Raw genomic sequence first — 16,847 nt, 5'->3', positions numbered from 1 at the left:
GCTGCAGCGCCCATTGCCCGCCCCGCCCCGACCCCCTACCCTGCCCCGGTTCCCAACCCGGTCATCCCGATGTCACAGATCCTCTTCGGCCTGTTCGGCCTCGCCGTGCTCATCGGCATCGCCTGGCTCTTCTCCAGCAACCGGCGTGCGGTGGACTGGCGGCTGGTCGGCACCGGCCTCGCGCTACAGATCGCGTTTGCGCTTTTCGTGCTGGTGACACCCTGGGGCGAGACGGTGTTCAGCTGGATCTCGGCGGGCTTCGTGGCCCTGCTGGGCTTCACCGGGGCCGGCGCTTCGCTCATCTTCGGCGACATGGGCACGCCGCAGAAGTTCGGCTTCATCTTCGCCTTCCAGGTGCTGCCCACCATCATCTTCTTCGCCGCCTTCATGAGCGTGCTCTACCACCTCGGGGTGATGCAGGCCGTGGTCAAGGGCATGGCGTGGGTCATCATGAAGGTAATGCGCGTGTCGGGCGCCGAGACCCTGTCCGTCTGCGCGAACGCCTTCATCGGCCAGACCGAAGCGCCGCTGGTGGTCAAGCCCTACGTCGCAGGCATGACGAAGTCCGAGCTGTTCTGCCTGATGGTGGGCGGCATGGCGACGATTGCCGGCGGCGTGATGGCGGCCTACGTGCAGATGCTGGGCGGTGCCGATCCCGAATCGCAGCGGCAGTTCGCCAAGCACCTGCTCACCGCCTCGATCATGGCGGCTCCCGCCGCGCTGCTCGTCGCGAAGGTGATGGCGCCGGAAACCGAAACGCCGCAGACGGCGGGCAGCGTCACCGTGCCGGTGGAAAAGACCGCAGCCAACGTCATCGATGCCGCCGCCGCAGGCGCCTCGGACGGCCTGATGCTGGCCCTGAACGTCGGCGCCATGCTGCTGGCCTTCACCGCGCTCATCGCCCTGCTCAATGGCGTGATCGGCGGCATCGCCGACGTTGCCGGCCTCACGGCATGGATGAACCCCGGTGCCGACCCGCGCTGCCTCGCCGATGGCGCCTTCGCCGCCGATGCCGCGAATGGTTGCGCCGTCCAGCGCCTGAGCCTCTCGATGATCCTTGGCTGGATCATGGCGCCACTCGCTTGGGTGATCGGCGTGCCCTGGAGCGAAGCCACCACGGTGGGCAGCCTCATCGGCAGCAAGATCGTGCTGAATGAGTTCATCGCCTACGGCCAGCTCTCCGACATCCTCGCCGGCAACGTCGCCGGCGTGACGCTTTCCGCCACTTCGGTGCTCATCGCGACCTACGCGCTGTGCGGCTTCGCCAACTTCAGCTCGATCGCCATCCAGCTGGGCGGCATCGGCAGCATCGCGCCGCAGCGTCGCGGCGACCTCGCCCGCTTCGGCCTCAAGGCCGTGCTGGGTGGTTCGCTGGCGACGATGATGACGGCGACCATTGCCGGCGTGATCAGCCAGCTCTAATCCGTCGATGGGCCGCGTCCTCGTCGTCGGCAGCTACAATCAGGACCTCGTCTGGGAGGTCGATGCGCTGCCGTCGCCGGGCGAGACCCGCGCCGGCCTCGCCTTCCGCTCGGGCCCGGGCGGCAAGGGCTTCAACCAGGCCGTGGCCGCGGCACGCGCTGGGGCCACCACCACCCTCATCGGCGCGCTCGGCGATGACACGCTGGCCGAAGGCGCACGCGCGCTGGCCCGGGCCGAAGGCATCGACGCGCGATTCGAGACCATCCCCGATGCCGCCACGGGCACCGCCGGCATCCTGGTGGATGCGCAGGGCCGCAACAGCATCGTCGTGGCGCTGGGCGCGAACGCGCGCCTGACCATCGCCCACGTCGAGGCGCAGGCGGAGTCGTTCCGCGGGGCGACCGTCGTCCTCGCGCCGCTGGAGTCTCCCCTTCACGCCGTGCGTGCGGCGATGCGGCTCGGCCGCGCCGCCGGCGCCCGCACCATCCTCAATCCGGCCCCCATGCATGCCGGGCTCGATGCGGCGACGCTGGCCGACATCGACCTGCTCACGCCCAACGAGACGGAAATGGCCGAGCTGCTCGCGCGCTTCGGCGCCGGGCACGTCGAGGCGAAGACCCTGCGCGACTTCGCCGATGCGGAGCTCGCAGCGCTCTGCGCCCGCCTGCCCGTGCGGGCCGTGCTGATCACGCTGGGCGACGCGGGCGCTTTCCTTGCCCCGGGCGGCCTTCGCGGCGATGGGCCGGCGACGGTCACCCGCGCGCCAGCGGCCCTCGTGCGGGCCATCGACACCACCGGGGCTGGCGACGCGTTCAACGGCGCGCTCGCCGCGGCCTGGGCCGAACGTGCCGAGGCCGATCCCGCCACCCTGCTCCCCTTCGCCATCCGATTCGCAGGCTTGTCCACCGAGCGTGCCGGAGCCGCGGCGGCCATGCCCAACCGCGACGAGGTCGTCGCCCGGTTTGGCCCTTGACACGCGCCGCAAGGCCCGGCGTGTGAAGTGGGCCCACGTTTCACCATGGTCGAAGCGACAGCGTCCTCGACCTTCGGCTAGCATGGCCGCTCGCTGACGCCAACGACCCTGGAGGGAGCCCGTGTTCGTACTGATCGGCTACGTCGTGATCCTGGCTTGCGTGTTCGGCGGCTTCATCTTCGCGGGTGGCAACATCATGGTCATCGTGAAGGCCGCCGCGGTCGAGACGCTCATTATCGGCGGCGGCGCACTCGGTGCCTTCATCGCCGGCAACACGATGAAGAACATCAAGGGCAGCATCAGCGGCGCGCTCGGCCTGCTGAAGGGCCCGAAGTTCGGCAAGGCCGACTACGTCGAGCTGCTCAAGCTGCTCTACGAGCTGCTCATGAAGATCCGCAAGGAAGGCCTGATGGCCGTCGAATCGCACGTGGAGAACCCCGAGGCGAGCGCGATCTTCCAGAAATACCCGAAGGTGCTGGCCGACCACCACCTGCTCGACTTCATCACCGACTGCCTGCGCCTGATGATCGGCGGAAACATGAATCCGCACGAGCTCGAAGCCGTGCTGGAGGCTGAGCTCGACACGCACCACAAGGAAGGCCACGCCCCCTCGCACTCGGTGCAAGTGGTGGCCGACGGCCTGCCGGCCTTCGGCATCGTGGCGGCCGTGCTCGGCATCGTGAAGGTGATGGAGTACGTCGGCAATGCGCCGCCGGAAGTCATCGGCCAGAAGGTCGCCGCGGCGCTGGTCGGCACCTTCCTCGGCATCCTGCTCGGCTACGGCTTCGTCGGCCCGGTGGCCTCGGCCATGGCGGTGCGCGCGGAAGAGGACAGCAAGCCCTTCGAGCTGGTGAAGATCGCCCTTCTCGCCTCGGTGCGCGGCTACCCGCCGCCGGTGGCGATCGAGTTCGCGCGCAAGCAGCTGTTCTCCGACATCCGCCCGAGCTTCGCGGACCTCGAAACCGAACTCAAAGGCGCGAAGTAAGCGCGCTCCGGCGGAGGCTCGACCATGGCCGGCAAAGAAGAACAGCCGATCATCATCGTCAAGAAGAAGATCAACGCGGGCGGCCACCATGGCGGCGCGTGGAAGGTGGCCTACGCCGACTTCGTCACCGCGATGATGGCCTTCTTCATGGTGATGTGGCTCTCGGCGACAATGCCGCAGGAGCAGCTCGGCGGCATGGCCGCGTACTTCAAGAACCCGTCGATCCTCGAAGGCATGTCGGTATCGACGGTGCCGGGATCGATGGGCCCCGGCGGCGCCGGCGATGCGCCGGTGCAGGTCTTCGACGCGGTGAAGCCGCCGGACGGCGATCCGGGCGACGGCGAGACGGAAGACCCCGCCGAAGGCGGCGCGGCCCCGATGACCGACGAGGAGATCGAAGCCGAAGCGCGCGAGATCGAGAAGGCGCGGCTGGAAGACCTCAAGGAACAGCTCGAGGAAGCCATCGAACAGAGCGCGTCGCTGGCGGCCTTCAAGGAGCAGCTGCTGCTCGACATCACGCCGGAAGGCCTGCGCATCCAGATCGTCGACCAGCAGAACCGGCCGATGTTCGATTCGGGCAGCTTCCGCCTGCAGAGCTACACCATCAACATCCTCAACGAGCTGGCGCCCTACCTGCAGGGCGTGCCGAACCGCCTGAGCATCACCGGCCACACCGACACCACGCCCTTCGGCGGCGGCGACAGCGGCTACACCAACTGGGAGCTCTCCGCCGACCGGGCCAACGCCGCGCGCCGCGCGCTCGTGAGCGGTGGCGTGTCGATGGAGAAAATGGCCCGCGTGGTCGGCGTCTCCGACTCAGTGCTGTTCGACAAAGAGAACCCCACCAACCCGATCAACCGCCGCATCAGCATCATCGTGATGAACAAGGCGACGGAAGATGCGGCGCTGGGCCGCAACGAGGATCCAGCGGATGCCGACGCCGAGGCTGGGGAAGCGCCAGCCGATGCCGCGGCGGAAGGTGCTACGGATGACGCAGGCGACGGCGCTGCGGTACCCGCCGAGGCGCCCGCCGATTCATCAGCGGAAGCACCGCCCGCGGGCTGAGCCCGTGAGGATCGCGGGCCGCCTCAGCCGAGCTCGCGCTCCGCGGCCGGCTCGCCGCGATCGATGGCCTGCAGGTTCATCACGGTGGTGGCGGCGATCTGCGTGAGCGCCTCGCGCGTCAGGAAGCCCTGGTGCGCGGTGACCAACACGTTCGGGAAGGTGAGCAGGCGCGCGAACACATCGTCGTCGATGCCGCGTTCCGAGAGGTCACGGTCGAACAGGCCGGCCTCCTCCTCGTAGACATCCAGCCCCACGGCGCCGAGATGGCGGCGCTTCAGCGTGGCGATCAGCGCCTTCGTATCGACGAGGCCACCGCGACTGGTGTTGATCAGCATGGCCCCGGGCTTCATGGCCGCGAGCCGGCGGGCATCGACCAGATGCTTCGTGGCGGCCGTCAGCGGGCAATGCAGGCTGACCACATCGGCCTGAGGCAGCGCCTCGTCGAGCGGCAGGAACACGCCGCCCAGGGCCTCGACGCGAGCCCGCAGGGCCGGCTCGGGCTGGGGGTCGACGGCCAATACCCGGCAGCCGAGCCCCGCGAGGATCCGCACGAGCGCCGTGCCGATGCGGCCCGCACCCACCACGGCGACGGTCTTGTGCTCGAGGTCGAAGCCCACCAGCCCGTCGAGGGACAGATTGCCTTCGCGCACCCGCTGGTAGGCCCGATGCGTCTTCCGGTTGAGGGTGAGCATCAGCGCGAGCGCGTGCTCGGCCACCGCGGCGGGCGAATAGGCGGGCACGCGCAGCACCCTCAGCCGCAACCGGCGCGCGGCGTCGAGGTCGACGTTGTTGAACCCGGCGCAGCGCAGGGCGATTCCGCGTACGCCGCTCGCGGCGAGGGCCTCGAGCACGGGCGCGGAAAGGTCGTCGTTCACGAAAGCGCAGACGGCCTCCGTCCCGGCCGCGAGCGCGGCGGTGCGCACGTCCAGCCGGGATTCGAGCGTCAGTGCGTCGATCCCGGCTTCGCGCAGGGCGCTGTCCAGGGTGTCGGCCTCGTAGGCACGGTGCGAATACACGGCGATGCGCATGGGTCGGTTCCCTTTCCGTCGATGCCCCATCCTGACGCGGGAACGCGCCCCGGCGTTTGACCACGGTCAGCCCGGGTTCCTGCGCCGGACGAGCCGGCCTGCGAGAATGCACCCATGCAGATCGGCCCCTACCGCATCGACGCGCCCGTGGTGCTGGCCCCCATGGCCGGCGTCACCGACAAGCCGTTCCGGATGCTGTGCAAGCGTCTGGGCGCGGGCCTGTGCGTCTCCGAAATGACCACCAGCGATCCGCGCTTCTGGAACACGCCGAAGTCGCTGCGGCGCATGGACCACGTGGGCGAACCGGAACCCGTCTCGGTGCAGATCGCCGGCACCGAGCCCAGCCAGCTTGCCGAGGCCGCGCGCTACAACGCGGCGCACGGCGCCGAGCTCATCGACATCAACATGGGCTGCCCGGCGAAGAAGGTCTGCAACGTCGCGGCGGGCTCGGCCCTGCTTCGCGACGAAGCCCTGGTGGCGCGCATCCTCGAGGCGGTGGTCGGCGCAGTGGACGTGCCGGTGACGCTGAAGATCCGCACCGGCTGGTGCCGCGAGACGCGCAACGCGCTCACGATCGCCCGCATCGCGGAACAGAGTGGCATCGCCGCGCTGACCATCCACGGCCGCACGCGCAACGATTTCTACGAGGGCGAGGCCGAATACGCCACCATCGCCGCGGTGAAGGCCGCCGTGCGCATCCCGGTGATCGCCAACGGCGACGTCAGCTCCCCACACAAGGCGAAAGCGGTGCTCGAGGCCACCGGCGCCGACGCGGTGATGGTGGGCCGCGCCGCGCAGGGCCGGCCGTGGATCTTCCGCGAGATCGCCCACTTCCTCGCCACCGGCACCGAGCTGCCGCCGGTCACGCTCGCCGAGGTGCGCGACGTGCTGATCGGCCACCTCGAGCACCTGCACGCGTTCTACGGCGCGCCGCAGGGTGTCCGCATCGCCCGCAAGCACCTCGGCTGGTACGCCAAGGACCACCCGGAGCAGGCCGCGTTCCGCACGGTCGTCAACGCCGCCGAGACCGGCGAGCGGCAGATCGCCCTGACGCGCGACTACTTCGACGCGTTGATCGCCGGCGTCGCGCCGGACTTCGCCTCCGCGGCCTGAGCACGCGCCGAGGCACGCTCGGCGAAGGGCGTGCCGGGAATCGGCTCGCCAAACCACACGCGGCGCCACAGCCCGGCCAATTGGCCCTCGCGCACGCGCGGCTGTTCGATCTGCCGGTTGTCGGCCGGCACCCAGGCCCCGCCCTCGCGACGCCCGACCACGTGGGTGAAGAAGAACGTGGGGTGCTGGCCCATGCGGAGGTCGGCGAGGCGAAGCTCGCCATCCACCACGTCCGCGCGCTGGAAGCCGTGGCTGAACCACAGCAGCCGCTGCACCGCCCACAGCCCGCCCGCCTCCTCCAGCAGACGGCGGTCGAAACGGTGCTCGACGAAGTCGATGGGCCCGCGGTCGGCCACCAGTGAGCGCTCGCCTTCGAGGTAGCCCTCCGGCGTCACCACCACCACCCGCCACGCGAGCGTGGTGAAGGGCATCGCCACGACGAATCGCGGCGCATCGGCATGCGGCGTCCCGCGCAGGCTTTCCTCGGCCATCGCATCGACGTGACGCTGTGCGACAAGGCTCCAGCCGGCGTAGCCGGTGCTCAACGCGAGGCCGACCACCACCGCGGCACCAGCGCGGCGCGCTTCACCGGCGAGGGCGGCGACAAGGACGGCCACCAGCAGCGGCAGGGTGTAGAGCGGGTCGATGATGAACAGGCTGCCGCCCATCACCGGCGGCGTCGTGAGCGGCCAGAACAGCTGCGTCCCGTAGACGGTGAGGGCATCGAGCAACGGGTGCGTGACCAGCGGCAACAGGATCGCCCAGCCCCAAGCCCGGGGGGCTTCGCGCACCGGCGCCCAGAACCGGCGCAACACGGCCCAAAGCAGCAGCGCAACGACCGGCAGCACGAACAGCGAGTGGCTGAAGCCGCGGTGGAAGGTCATGTTGCTGACCGCGTCGCCGTAGTCGATCAGCACGTCGAGGTCGGGCAGCGTTCCCAAGGCCGCACCGACGAGGAGCGCCTTGCGGCGGTGGCGGGCGGGTACGCAAGCCGCGGCGACGGCAGCCCCGAGGACGAGTTGGCTCAAGGAATCCATGCGCCAAGCGTAGGCACGATCCGTGGGCGCGGGGTGAGCGCCGCGCCGTTTGGTTCAGCCAGCAGCGTTCCTCGCCCGGTTCAGGCGGCCTCGTGCAGCGGCTCGGGCGCGGCCGCGCGGGCCGGAACCTCGCGGCGCTCGTCGATCCAGCAGACCTTGGGACCGAGACGCTTCAAGGTCTCGCCGCGATGGTCGAGCAGTCGCAGCGTGCCGTCGCGGTCTTCCACGAGGGCCGTGAGGCTCTCCACCCAGTCGCCGTCGTTGGCGTACACGAGGCCATCGCGCTCGAACAGCGCCGGACGATGGATGTGGCCACAGACGATGCCGTCGAGGCCGCGGCGACGCACGTCATCGAGCCCCGCCTCGATGAACCGCGCGATGTAGCGCTCGGCCGCGCCGCTCTGGCGCTTCAGGAAATCCGCCAGCGACCAGTAGCGCAAGCCGAAACGGCGACGCAGCGCGTTGGCGATGCGGTTGCCGGTGAGGATGCGCTCGTACAGCCAGTCGCCGAGCTCCTCCTGGAAGCCGCCGAACTGCGTGGCGCTGTCGTAGTCGTCCCCATGCACCACCAGCAGGCGACGGCCGTCGGCGGTGGTATGGATCACGCGCCGGCGCACGCTCATGCGCGGCAGCATCAAGCCGCAGAAGCGGCGGATGGGCCGGTCGTGGTTGCCGGGCACGTAGATCAGCTCGGTGCCGGCGGCGCGGAGGCGGTGCAGCGCTTCCACGACGTGGTTCTGCCCATGCCCCCAGGCCGCGCGCTTGGCCGACATCCACCACAGGTCGACGATGTCGCCGACGAGGTACAGGCGCTCGACGTCCAGCGTGCCCAGGAAGGCGGCCAGCTCTTCGGCGTGGCAATGCTTCGAGCCGAGGTGCACGTCGGAGACGAAGGCGGCGCGACGGCGCGTCATGCGGCGATCTCCCCGGCGATGTAGCGCTGGAACTTCTTCGGCTTGATGCGCTGCAGGTCGACCTCGATCAGCCCGTCCACGCAGTTGGCAAAATCCGGATCGACACCGAAGGCCAGGAAGCGTGCGCCGCCCGGCTCGCACAGCTCGGTGTACTGCTTGTAGAGCACCGGCACCTTGGCCCCGAGGGCGTCGAGATTGGCCCGCAGCACCCGGAAGCTCTGTTCGGCGTCCAGCCCGCGGTAGCAGGGGGCGTCGGCGAGGAACTGGAAGGGTCGCCGCGCGCGTGCCGGCGGCGCGGCCTCGACCGGGGCCAGCACGCCCGGCGCGCCGTAATGCTGGCCGTAGTAGGCCACCAATTGTTCGCGGGCCGCGATCGGCAGCTCGGCGCTGATCGACACCGGCCCGAACAGGTAGCGCACGTCCGGGTGCGCGCGCAGGTAGGCGCCGATGCCGATCCACAGGTCGTCGAGGCTGCGCGAGCCCCAGTAGGCCGGCGCCACGAAGCTGCGGCCGAGCTCCATGCCTTGGGCGACATGCGCCTGCGCCTCCGGTCCGAAGTCGAACAGGCTGGCGGTGTACAGGCCCTTCAGGCCGCGCGTGGCGAGCACGTCCGCACCGCGGCACACGCGGTAGGCGCCGGCGATCTGCAGCGCGTCGGCGTCCCACAGCACGATGTGCTCGTACCAGGTGTCGTAGGCATCGACATCGACGGCGCGGCCCGTGCCCTCGCCCACCGCACGGAAGCTTTGCTCGCGCAGGCGGCCCAGTTCGCGCAGCAGCAGGCTGTCGGCGCGCAGGCGGCCGACGCGGATCTGCTTGCCGTCCGGGGTACGGCCAAGCTCGCGCATGGCGAGGATCTCGGCCCGCAGCGCACCGCGATCCACCGCGTGCGCGAGCGGCATCGGGCCGGGCGGCGCCGTCTCCTTGCGGGTGCCGATGGCCTGGAGGGCTTGCCGCATCGACGCCAGCGCCTTGGCGGTGTCGAGGCCTCCACCTTCGATGGCTTCCGCATCGATCCGCCGCGGCAGGCCGATGCGCAGGTCGATGCGCAGGCCGCGCGCCTTGAAGATCTCGCGCGGCAGCAAGGCCGTGCCGACCGGCTTGTACAGGCTGGAGAGGCCGTAGAACAGCGCCGAGTTCTTCGCCTTGATGCGCACCGGCAGCACCGGCGCGCCGCTCTCGCGAGCGAACTTCACGAAGCCGGCGCGCCAGCGGCCATCCTGCACGCCGCGCCAACCGAAGCGCGCCACCTCGCCGGCCGGGAAGACGATGACCGCCTGCTCCGCCTCGAGCGCGGCCGTGACGGCCTTCAAGCTCTCCGCACTCGGCTTGCCCCCGAGGATGCGCAGCGGAAGCAACAGCTCGCGGAGGCCTTCGAACTCCATCAGGAAATCGTTGGCGAGGATGCGCACGTCGCGGCGGACGCCGCCCACGAGATGCAGCAGGGCCAGCGAGTCGAGCGCCCCAAGCGGGTGGTTGGCCACGATGATCAGGCGGCCCGTCTGCGGGATCCGGCCGCGCTCGACCTGGTCGACGGTGTAGCGGGTGCCGAAGTGGTCGAGGACGCCTTCGACGAAATCGAAGCCGGTGCGGTGGCCATTCGCCGCCAGCCAGGCGTTGATGTCGTCGAGCCTCCCGAACTTCGCGATCGAGCGTGCGAGGCCCTGCGCGAGGACCGCCTTCGGCCCTTCGAACCAGTGGGGGTAACGTTCAACGAGGCGCTGTTCGAGCTGGATCACCCTGGGGGCTCCGCGGTGGCTTGCCCAATGCTGGCGACCCTTCGCGACGCCCTCGTTTCCCTGCGGTTGCATCCGCGTGACTCGCCCCCGGCGAACCACGGCGCACCGGGGCCGACGCGTCGCACCCGCTTAACCATCGGCAACGCGTCCGGGACCAAGATGCACCCCGGGGCGCGGGGGTGTATCATCCGCCGCCCATCTTTCCATCCGAATCAAGGGATATAAGCGAGTGAGCAGCTACCTCTTTACGTCCGAGTCGGTGTCGGAAGGCCATCCGGACAAGATCGCCGACCAGATCTCCGATGCCGTGCTCGACGCGATCATCGCGCAGGATTCGCGCGCCCGCGTCGCCTGCGAAACGATGGTGAAGACCGGTGCGGCCATCGTCGCCGGCGAAGTCACCACCTCCGCGTGGGTCGACATCGAAGCGCTCGCGCGCAACGTCATCAACGGCATCGGCTACAACAATTCCGAAGTCGGCTTCGACGGCCACACCTGCGCGATCATCAACATGCTCGGCAAGCAGTCGCCGGACATCAACCAGGGCGTCGACCGCAAGAAGCCGGAAGAACAGGGCGCGGGCGACCAGGGCCTGATGTTCGGCTACGCCTGCGACGAAGCCCCGGAGTTCATGCCGGCGCCGATCTACTACTCGCACCGCCTGGTCGAGCAGCAGGCCAAGGTCCGCAAGAGCGGCAAGCTGAAGTGGCTGCGCCCGGACGCGAAGTCGCAGGTCACCCTGCGCTACGACGGCAACACCATCCTCGGCCTCGACGCCGTGGTGCTGTCGACGCAGCACGACGAGGGCGTGAAGCAGAAGGACATCATCGAAGGCGTCATCGAGCACATCTTCAAGCCGGTGCTGCCGAAGGAGTGGCTGGCGAAGCTGCCGAAGTCGAAGATGCACATCAACCCGACCGGCAAGTTCGTCATCGGCGGCCCGGTGGGCGACTGCGGCCTGACCGGCCGCAAGATCATCGTCGACTCCTACGGTGGCATGGCCCGCCACGGCGGCGGCGCCTTCTCGGGCAAGGACCCGTCGAAGGTCGACCGCTCGGCCGCTTACGCTGCCCGCTACGTCGCCAAGAACATCGTGGCCGCCGGCCTCGCCCGCAAGTGCGAAGTGCAGGTCTCGTACGCCATCGGCGTGGCCGAGCCGACCTCGATCTCGGTGACCACCTTCGGCACCGGCGTGGTCGATGACGCCGTCATCGAGAAGCTGATCCGCGCCAACTTCGACCTGCGCCCGTACGGCATCACCAAGATGCTGGACCTCGAGCACCCGATCTACCAGGCCACCGCCAGCTACGGCCACTTCGGCCGCAAGCCGAAGGAAGTGACCTACACGGGCGCCGACGGCAAGAAGAAGACCGCCACCGCCTTCTCGTGGGAAAAGACCGACCGCGCCGAGGCGCTGAAGGACGCGGCGGGCCTGAACAAGGCCGCCAAGGCGAAGTCGAAGAAGAAGTAAGTCTTCGGTGCATTGAAAGAACAAACGGCCCGCGCAAGCGGGCCGTTTGCTATTCGGCCGCCGCCCGCGCCAACCCCGACACCACGCCCAACGACGCTTCCCCCGCCACCTGCGGCACGCCGGCAAACACCTCGCTCGCCAACAGACGCAGCAAGGGCGAACGCGACATGCCGCCGGTCAGCACGATGGCATCGGGCACGCCGCGTTCGTCGCGAATCTGTTCCAACAGCGCGCGCATGCGGCGTAGCGGCGCTTCGGCAGCTTCGGCCAACTGCTCTCGAGTGGCCTCCACGCCCAAGCCCGCCTCGATCCAATCGAGAGCGAAGGCTGCGGCGCCTGCGTCACTCAAGCGCACCTTCAAGCCCTCGATGTCGCGATGCAGGCGCGTGGGCGCGCCCTCGGCCTGCAGGGCCATCAATCGCGAACGAAACGGCTCGGGCGCCTCGTCGTAATCGTGCTTGCGAAAACTGCGCTGGCGCGGCAGGTCCTGCACCATTGCCGCTTCGACGAAATGATGATTGGGCACGCGGCTCACGCCGCGGCCGAACAGCGGCATGGCGCGATCCAAGCTCAGTGCTAGGTCGAAATCGGTGCCGCCCAGGCCCACGCCCCAACTGCCCAGGATGCGGGGCGCTTCCGCGCCGCCCAACTCGCCCCAGGCAATGTCGGTGGTGCCGCCGCCGATATCGAACACCAAGGCCGCGTGTCGTTTCGTACTCGCTGCGTGGTGCTGGAGCGCCGCAGCCACGGGCTCTTCGAGGAACGCCACGGCCTCGAAACCGGCCACCGCCGCCGCCTCCCGCAGCAGGGCGAGGGCCTGCACTTCGCCGGCCTCGCCCATGGAACTGCGGAAATGCACCGGCCGGCCCAGCACCGCTTCGCGCACCTCGGTGCCGAACTGCGCGCTGGCCTGCTCGCGGATATGCCCGAGAATGCGCGCGCAAATCGCCGCGATGGTGTCCTTGGCGCGCGGGTGCAACTGGTAGCCGAGCATGGACTTCGGTGACTCCACCAGGTGGCCGTCGCCTTCCAGCAGGTAGGCCTCGATCGCCTCGTCGCCGAACAGCGCCTCGGCCACTTGGCTGGCCGTGGCCACCGAGCCATCGCGGTGTCGCCGCACACTGTCGCCATCGGGCATGTGCTCGGGGAAATACACCGCCGTGCGGAATTGATGCGCATCGCCGAAGCGCACGGGCTGAAGCCTGCCTTCAACGCATGCCGCCGCAGCGGAATAGCTGGTGCCGAAATCAATACCGATCCGCATGGGCGAAGTGTAGCGGGCCTCACAGGCCGGCAAGGCGGGTTTCATGCCACCGTCGCCCGAAGGCGCTAAAATCCACCCGCTCCCGCCGAGGGGCGCTGCATGCCGGGCACATCGCCGGCTCAGGCTCGGCGGACGTCCCACGGGACAGACACCCTCGAAACCGCGCCCGATTTGCCACCACCGCCCCGCGCACCGCGCGGACGCAAATCCCGGAGATCCAAAATGAATGCTGTCGTGAACCTCCCCGTCGACTACAAGGTCGCCGATATCTCGCTGGCCGATTGGGGCCGCAAGGAAATCGACATCGCCGAGCAGGAAATGCCCGGCCTGATGTCGATCCGCCACAAGTACGCCTCGGCCAAGCCGCTGAAGGGCGTTCGCGTCACCGGCTCGCTGCACATGACGATCCAGACCGCCGTGCTGATCGAGACGCTGAAGGACCTCGGCGCCGACGTGCGCTGGGCCTCGTGCAACATCTTCTCGACGCAGGACCACGCCGCCGCCGCCATCGCCAAGTCGGGCACGCCGGTCTTCGCGTGGAAGGGCGAGACGCTTGAGGAGTACTGGGACTGCACGCTCGACGCCATCACCTTCCCGGGCGGCAAGGGCCCGGAGCTGGTCGTCGATGACGGCGGCGACGTCACCCTGCTGATCCACAAGGGCTACGAGCTCGAGAAGGGCGACACCACGTGGGTCAATTCGCCCTCGGGCTCGCACGAGGAGCAGGTGATCAAGGACCTTCTGAAGCGAGTCGCCAAGGAGCGCCCGGGCTTCTGGACGAACGTGGTCAAAGACTGGAAGGGCGTCTCGGAAGAGACCACCACCGGCGTGCACCGCCTGTACCAGATGCTCGAGGCCGGCAAGCTGCTGGTCCCGGCCATCAACGTCAACGACTCGGTCACCAAGTCGAAGTTCGACAACCTCTACGGCTGCCGCGAGTCGCTGGCCGACGGCCTGAAGCGCGCGATGGACGTGATGCTGGCCGGCAAGGTCGCGGTCGTTTGCGGCTACGGCGACGTCGGCAAGGGCTCGGCCCACTCGCTGCGCGCCTACGGCTGCCGCGTGGTCGTCACCGAGATCGATCCGATCAACGCCCTGCAGGCCGCGATGGAAGGCTTCGAGGTCAACACCGTCGAGAACACCCTCGGCCGCGGCGACATCTACGTGACGACGACCGGCAACAAGGACGTCATCACGCTCGAGCACATGCAGCAGATGAAGGACCAGGCCATCGTCTGCAACATCGGCCACTTCGACAACGAGATCCAGATCGACCGCCTGAACAGCTCGGGCGCCGTCCGCCTGAACATCAAGCCGCAGGTCGACAAGTACACCTTTGCCAAGGGCAACGCGATCTTCATGCTGGCCGAAGGCCGCCTGGTGAACCTCGGCTGCGCCACCGGCCACCCGAGCTTCGTCATGTCGAACTCGTTCTCGAACCAGACCCTCGCTCAGATCGACCTGTGGGCCAACAAGGACACCTACGAGAAGAAGGTCTACATCCTGCCGAAGAAGCTGGACGAGGAAGTGGCGCGCCTGCACCTCGAAAAGATCGGCGTGAAGCTGACCACGCTGACGGCCGAGCAGGCCGCCTACCTCGGCGTCGACGTCGAAGGCCCGTACAAGCCCGAGCACTACCGCTACTGATCGCGCGCCCCGGTTCGCCGGGGCCTGCATTCGATGCACGCGACGGCGCCTTCGGGCGCCGTCGTCGTTTCCGGCCCCGGCTACTGGATCGCGACGACGCGGTTCCGGCCGCCCGCCTTGGCCTTGTAGAGCGCGGCATCGACCTCGCGGTACAGCGCGTCGCCGTCGCGATGCTTCTTCGGGTCGAGGGCGCCGATGCCGATGCTCGCGGTCACGTTGAAATCGCTGCCGTCGGGCAGCGAAAAGCGCAGGGCATTGATGCGGCGGCGAAGGTCTTCCGCCACGGCGAGCGCCTGCGCGGCGTCGATGTCACGCAGCACCGCGCCGAATTCCTCGCCGCCCAAGCGCGCCGGTATGCCGCGGACGGCTTCGACGGCGCCGCGCAGCGCCTCAGCGACGCCGATGATCACGCGGTCGCCGGCCACGTGGCCGAAACGGTCGTTCACCTGCTTGAAGCGGTCGACGTCGAGCACCAGCAGCACCACGCCGGCCTCGCGGCTGGCGGTGGCGGCATCGAACACGGTCTGGAAATGGCCGCGGTTGGCGAGGCCGCTGAGTGCATCGACGCGACTCAGCCGCACGTAGCGGTCGCGCTCGGTGCGCAACTCGATCTCGAGGTCGAGCTTGGCTTCGTATTCGCGGTTCGAACGGATGATCACGGCGACCAGGAACAGCAGGTTCACGGCCATCATCAGCAACAGGCCGTTGTTCCCCCCTTCGAGCGCGATCGCCGTCATCGTTGGCAGCATCATCAGCGCGACGCCAGTGAAGGCTTGGGCGCGACGCACCGCGTAAAGCTGCGAGTAGGCGGTCGCGAGCGACACGACGCCGAGCGCCGTGATCATCCGTGATGCCGCGAAGGCCGGATCGATCCACGCCCAGCAGCACAAAGCGCCCCAGAGGCCGGCCATGCCCAACAGCAGCGCCCAAAGCCGATGCTGCACGCGGTCGGCGGCCTCGGTATCAGAGAGCTCCGGACTGGGCAGGAAGCGCAACGCGCCCAGCAGGACGAGGCCAAACCCCGCCGCGAGCACCCAGGGCAGACGCAGCGTGAGCGCCTCGCTGTGAAGGACGATCAGCGTCCACGAGAACACATAAAACACGCCACCCAGCAGGGAGCGCTCGCGAAGGTCGGCCACGCGCTGCCGTGCCGAGGCCAGCGTCGCCGCCCGTCGGAGTGCGGTAATCGTGGTCATGCGGGGGGGATTCATCGGCGGATTATCCGGGCTTTGCGGCCGCCAGTCGCCGAGACGACGCCAGCAACCGCGGGCCGACACAGGAATTTCCAGACATCCTTTCATCGCGACAAAGCGATACACTTCGCTTCGACCCCGAACACCGCCCAGGACCGCCCGCCCGATGGCCGTTTCCTTCGAATTCTTCCCGCCCAAGACCGACGAACAGCGCCTGCAGCTCGACCGCACGGTCGAGAAGCTCAAGGCGTTCTCTCCGCGCTTCGTGTCCGTGACCTTCGGCGCGGGCGGCTCGACGCTGAGCTACACCCCCGAGACGATCCGCCACCTGCGCGAGCAGCACGGCCTCGACGCCGCCCCGCATCTGTCCTGCGTCGGTGGCACGCGCGCCGAGATCATCGAGCTGCTGCGGCGCTACCAGGCCATGGGCTGCACGCGTCTCGTCGCGCTGCGCGGCGACCTGCCCTCCGGCATGGGCTCGCTCGGCGAACTGCGCTACGCCGAGGACCTGGTGCGGCTGATCCGCGCCGAGTTCGGCGACGCCTTCCACATCGAAGTGGGCGCCTACCCGGAAGTGCACCCACAGGCGGACGACGCGCTCGCCGACCTCAAGCACTTCGCCAGCAAGATGGCCGCCGGCGCCGACAGCGCGATCACCCAGTACTTCTACAACGCCGACGCCTACTTCCGCTTCGTCGATGCGGCGCGCGCGGCCGGCGTCACCCAGCCGATCCTGCCCGGCATCATGCCGATCTCGAACTACACGCAGCTCAAGCGCTTCTCCGAAGGCTGCGGCGCCGAGATCCCGCGCTGGTTCGGCAAGCGCCTCGCCGCCTTCGGCGACGACGTCGAAGGCCTGCGCAGCTACGCCGCGGACGTGGTGGCCGAGCTCTGCCGTCGCCTGCTGGCCGGCGGCGCACCGGAGCTGCACTTCTACACGCTGAACCTCGCGAAGCCGACGCTGGCCGTGCTGGAGCGCCTGCGCTAGCGTTCACG

At 68.9% G+C, this 16,847-nt stretch carries 14 protein-coding genes and 1 riboswitch; of the genes, 8 read left to right on the top strand and 6 right to left on the bottom strand.

Features of this window, described 5'->3' with window-relative positions; all coding sequences use genetic code 11:
- Positions 1–69 precede the first annotated feature (69 nt).
- The 4 genes from O9280_RS09540 (at position 70) to motB (ending at position 4,445) form a co-directional block, all read left to right on the top strand.
- Entirely contained in the window at positions 70–1,422 is a 1,353-nt protein-coding gene (locus O9280_RS09540; protein ID WP_298341672.1) for a nucleoside transporter C-terminal domain-containing protein, read from the top strand.
- A gap of 7 nt (positions 1,423–1,429) precedes the next feature.
- Complete coding sequence (locus tag O9280_RS09535; protein WP_298341669.1) at positions 1,430–2,395, top strand: ribokinase; 966 nt, start codon at positions 1,430–1,432, stop codon at positions 2,393–2,395.
- 121 nt (positions 2,396–2,516) lie between these two features.
- Positions 2,517–3,380 (top strand): flagellar motor stator protein MotA, encoded by an 864-nt coding sequence (gene motA / locus O9280_RS09530; RefSeq protein WP_298341666.1) that lies wholly within the window; start codon positions 2,517–2,519, stop codon positions 3,378–3,380.
- Positions 3,381–3,404: 24 nt separating this feature from the next.
- Complete coding sequence (motB, locus tag O9280_RS09525) at positions 3,405–4,445, top strand: flagellar motor protein MotB (protein WP_298341661.1); 1,041 nt, start codon at positions 3,405–3,407, stop codon at positions 4,443–4,445.
- Between the two features lie 23 nt (positions 4,446–4,468).
- On the opposite strand, the gene O9280_RS09520 is transcribed toward motB, so the two are convergent.
- Positions 4,469–5,473: a 2-hydroxyacid dehydrogenase gene (locus tag O9280_RS09520; RefSeq protein ID WP_298341659.1), complete on the bottom strand. Its 1,005-nt coding sequence runs from the start codon at positions 5,471–5,473 to the stop codon at positions 4,469–4,471.
- A 114-nt stretch (positions 5,474–5,587) separates the two neighbouring features.
- Here O9280_RS09520 and dusB point away from each other — a divergent pair, with 114 nt between their 5' ends.
- A complete protein-coding gene (gene dusB, locus O9280_RS09515; protein ID WP_298341657.1) occupies positions 5,588–6,586 on the top strand; it encodes a tRNA dihydrouridine synthase DusB in 999 nt (332 codons plus the stop codon).
- Here the strand turns inward: dusB and O9280_RS09510 are convergent.
- From O9280_RS09510 to O9280_RS09500, 3 genes are all read right to left on the bottom strand, one after another.
- The gene (locus tag O9280_RS09510; RefSeq protein WP_298341654.1) at positions 6,532–7,623 is read right to left on the bottom strand and encodes a metal-dependent hydrolase; all 1,092 of its coding nucleotides are present in this window, start codon (positions 7,621–7,623) and stop codon (positions 6,532–6,534) included. The genes dusB and O9280_RS09510 overlap by 55 nt on opposite strands.
- 80 nt (positions 7,624–7,703) lie before the next feature.
- Positions 7,704–8,537: a UDP-2,3-diacylglucosamine diphosphatase gene (locus O9280_RS09505; protein ID WP_298341652.1), complete on the bottom strand. Its 834-nt coding sequence runs from the start codon at positions 8,535–8,537 to the stop codon at positions 7,704–7,706.
- Positions 8,534–10,276: a lysophospholipid acyltransferase family protein gene (locus O9280_RS09500; RefSeq protein WP_298341649.1), complete on the bottom strand. Its 1,743-nt coding sequence runs from the start codon at positions 10,274–10,276 to the stop codon at positions 8,534–8,536. Before O9280_RS09500 ends, O9280_RS09505 begins: the two co-directional genes overlap by 4 nt.
- 229 nt (positions 10,277–10,505) lie before the next feature.
- Here O9280_RS09500 and metK point away from each other — a divergent pair, with 229 nt between their 5' ends.
- On the top strand, positions 10,506–11,747 hold the full coding sequence (metK, locus tag O9280_RS09495; RefSeq protein WP_298341645.1) for a methionine adenosyltransferase: 1,242 nt from the start codon (positions 10,506–10,508) through the stop codon (positions 11,745–11,747).
- A 49-nt stretch (positions 11,748–11,796) separates the two neighbouring features.
- Here the strand turns inward: metK and O9280_RS09490 are convergent, their stop codons facing one another.
- Entirely contained in the window at positions 11,797–13,011 is a 1,215-nt protein-coding gene (locus O9280_RS09490; protein WP_298341642.1) for an Hsp70 family protein, read from the bottom strand.
- Between the two features lie 81 nt (positions 13,012–13,092).
- A riboswitch (S-adenosyl-L-homocysteine riboswitch) is annotated at positions 13,093–13,186 on the top strand.
- A gap of 47 nt (positions 13,187–13,233) precedes the next feature.
- On the opposite strand from O9280_RS09490, the gene ahcY reads away from it, so the two are divergent.
- On the top strand, positions 13,234–14,658 hold the full coding sequence (ahcY, locus tag O9280_RS09485; protein WP_298341639.1) for an adenosylhomocysteinase: 1,425 nt from the start codon (positions 13,234–13,236) through the stop codon (positions 14,656–14,658).
- An 80-nt stretch (positions 14,659–14,738) separates the two neighbouring features.
- Here the strand turns inward: ahcY and O9280_RS09480 are convergent, their stop codons facing one another.
- Positions 14,739–15,854, bottom strand: coding sequence for a diguanylate cyclase (locus O9280_RS09480; RefSeq protein WP_298341636.1), 1,116 nt, complete (start codon positions 15,852–15,854; stop codon positions 14,739–14,741).
- A gap of 163 nt (positions 15,855–16,017) precedes the next feature.
- Between O9280_RS09480 and metF the strand changes: the two genes are divergently transcribed.
- Complete coding sequence (gene metF / locus O9280_RS09475; RefSeq protein WP_298341633.1) at positions 16,018–16,839, top strand: methylenetetrahydrofolate reductase [NAD(P)H]; 822 nt, start codon at positions 16,018–16,020, stop codon at positions 16,837–16,839.
- The last annotated feature ends 8 nt before the right edge of the window (positions 16,840–16,847 follow it).

Origin of the sequence: Silanimonas sp., from assembly GCF_027531545.1 — a bacterium.
Classification (GTDB): Bacteria; Pseudomonadota; Gammaproteobacteria; order Xanthomonadales; family Xanthomonadaceae; genus Silanimonas.
This window is presented reverse-complemented; position numbering and strand designations above follow the sequence as displayed.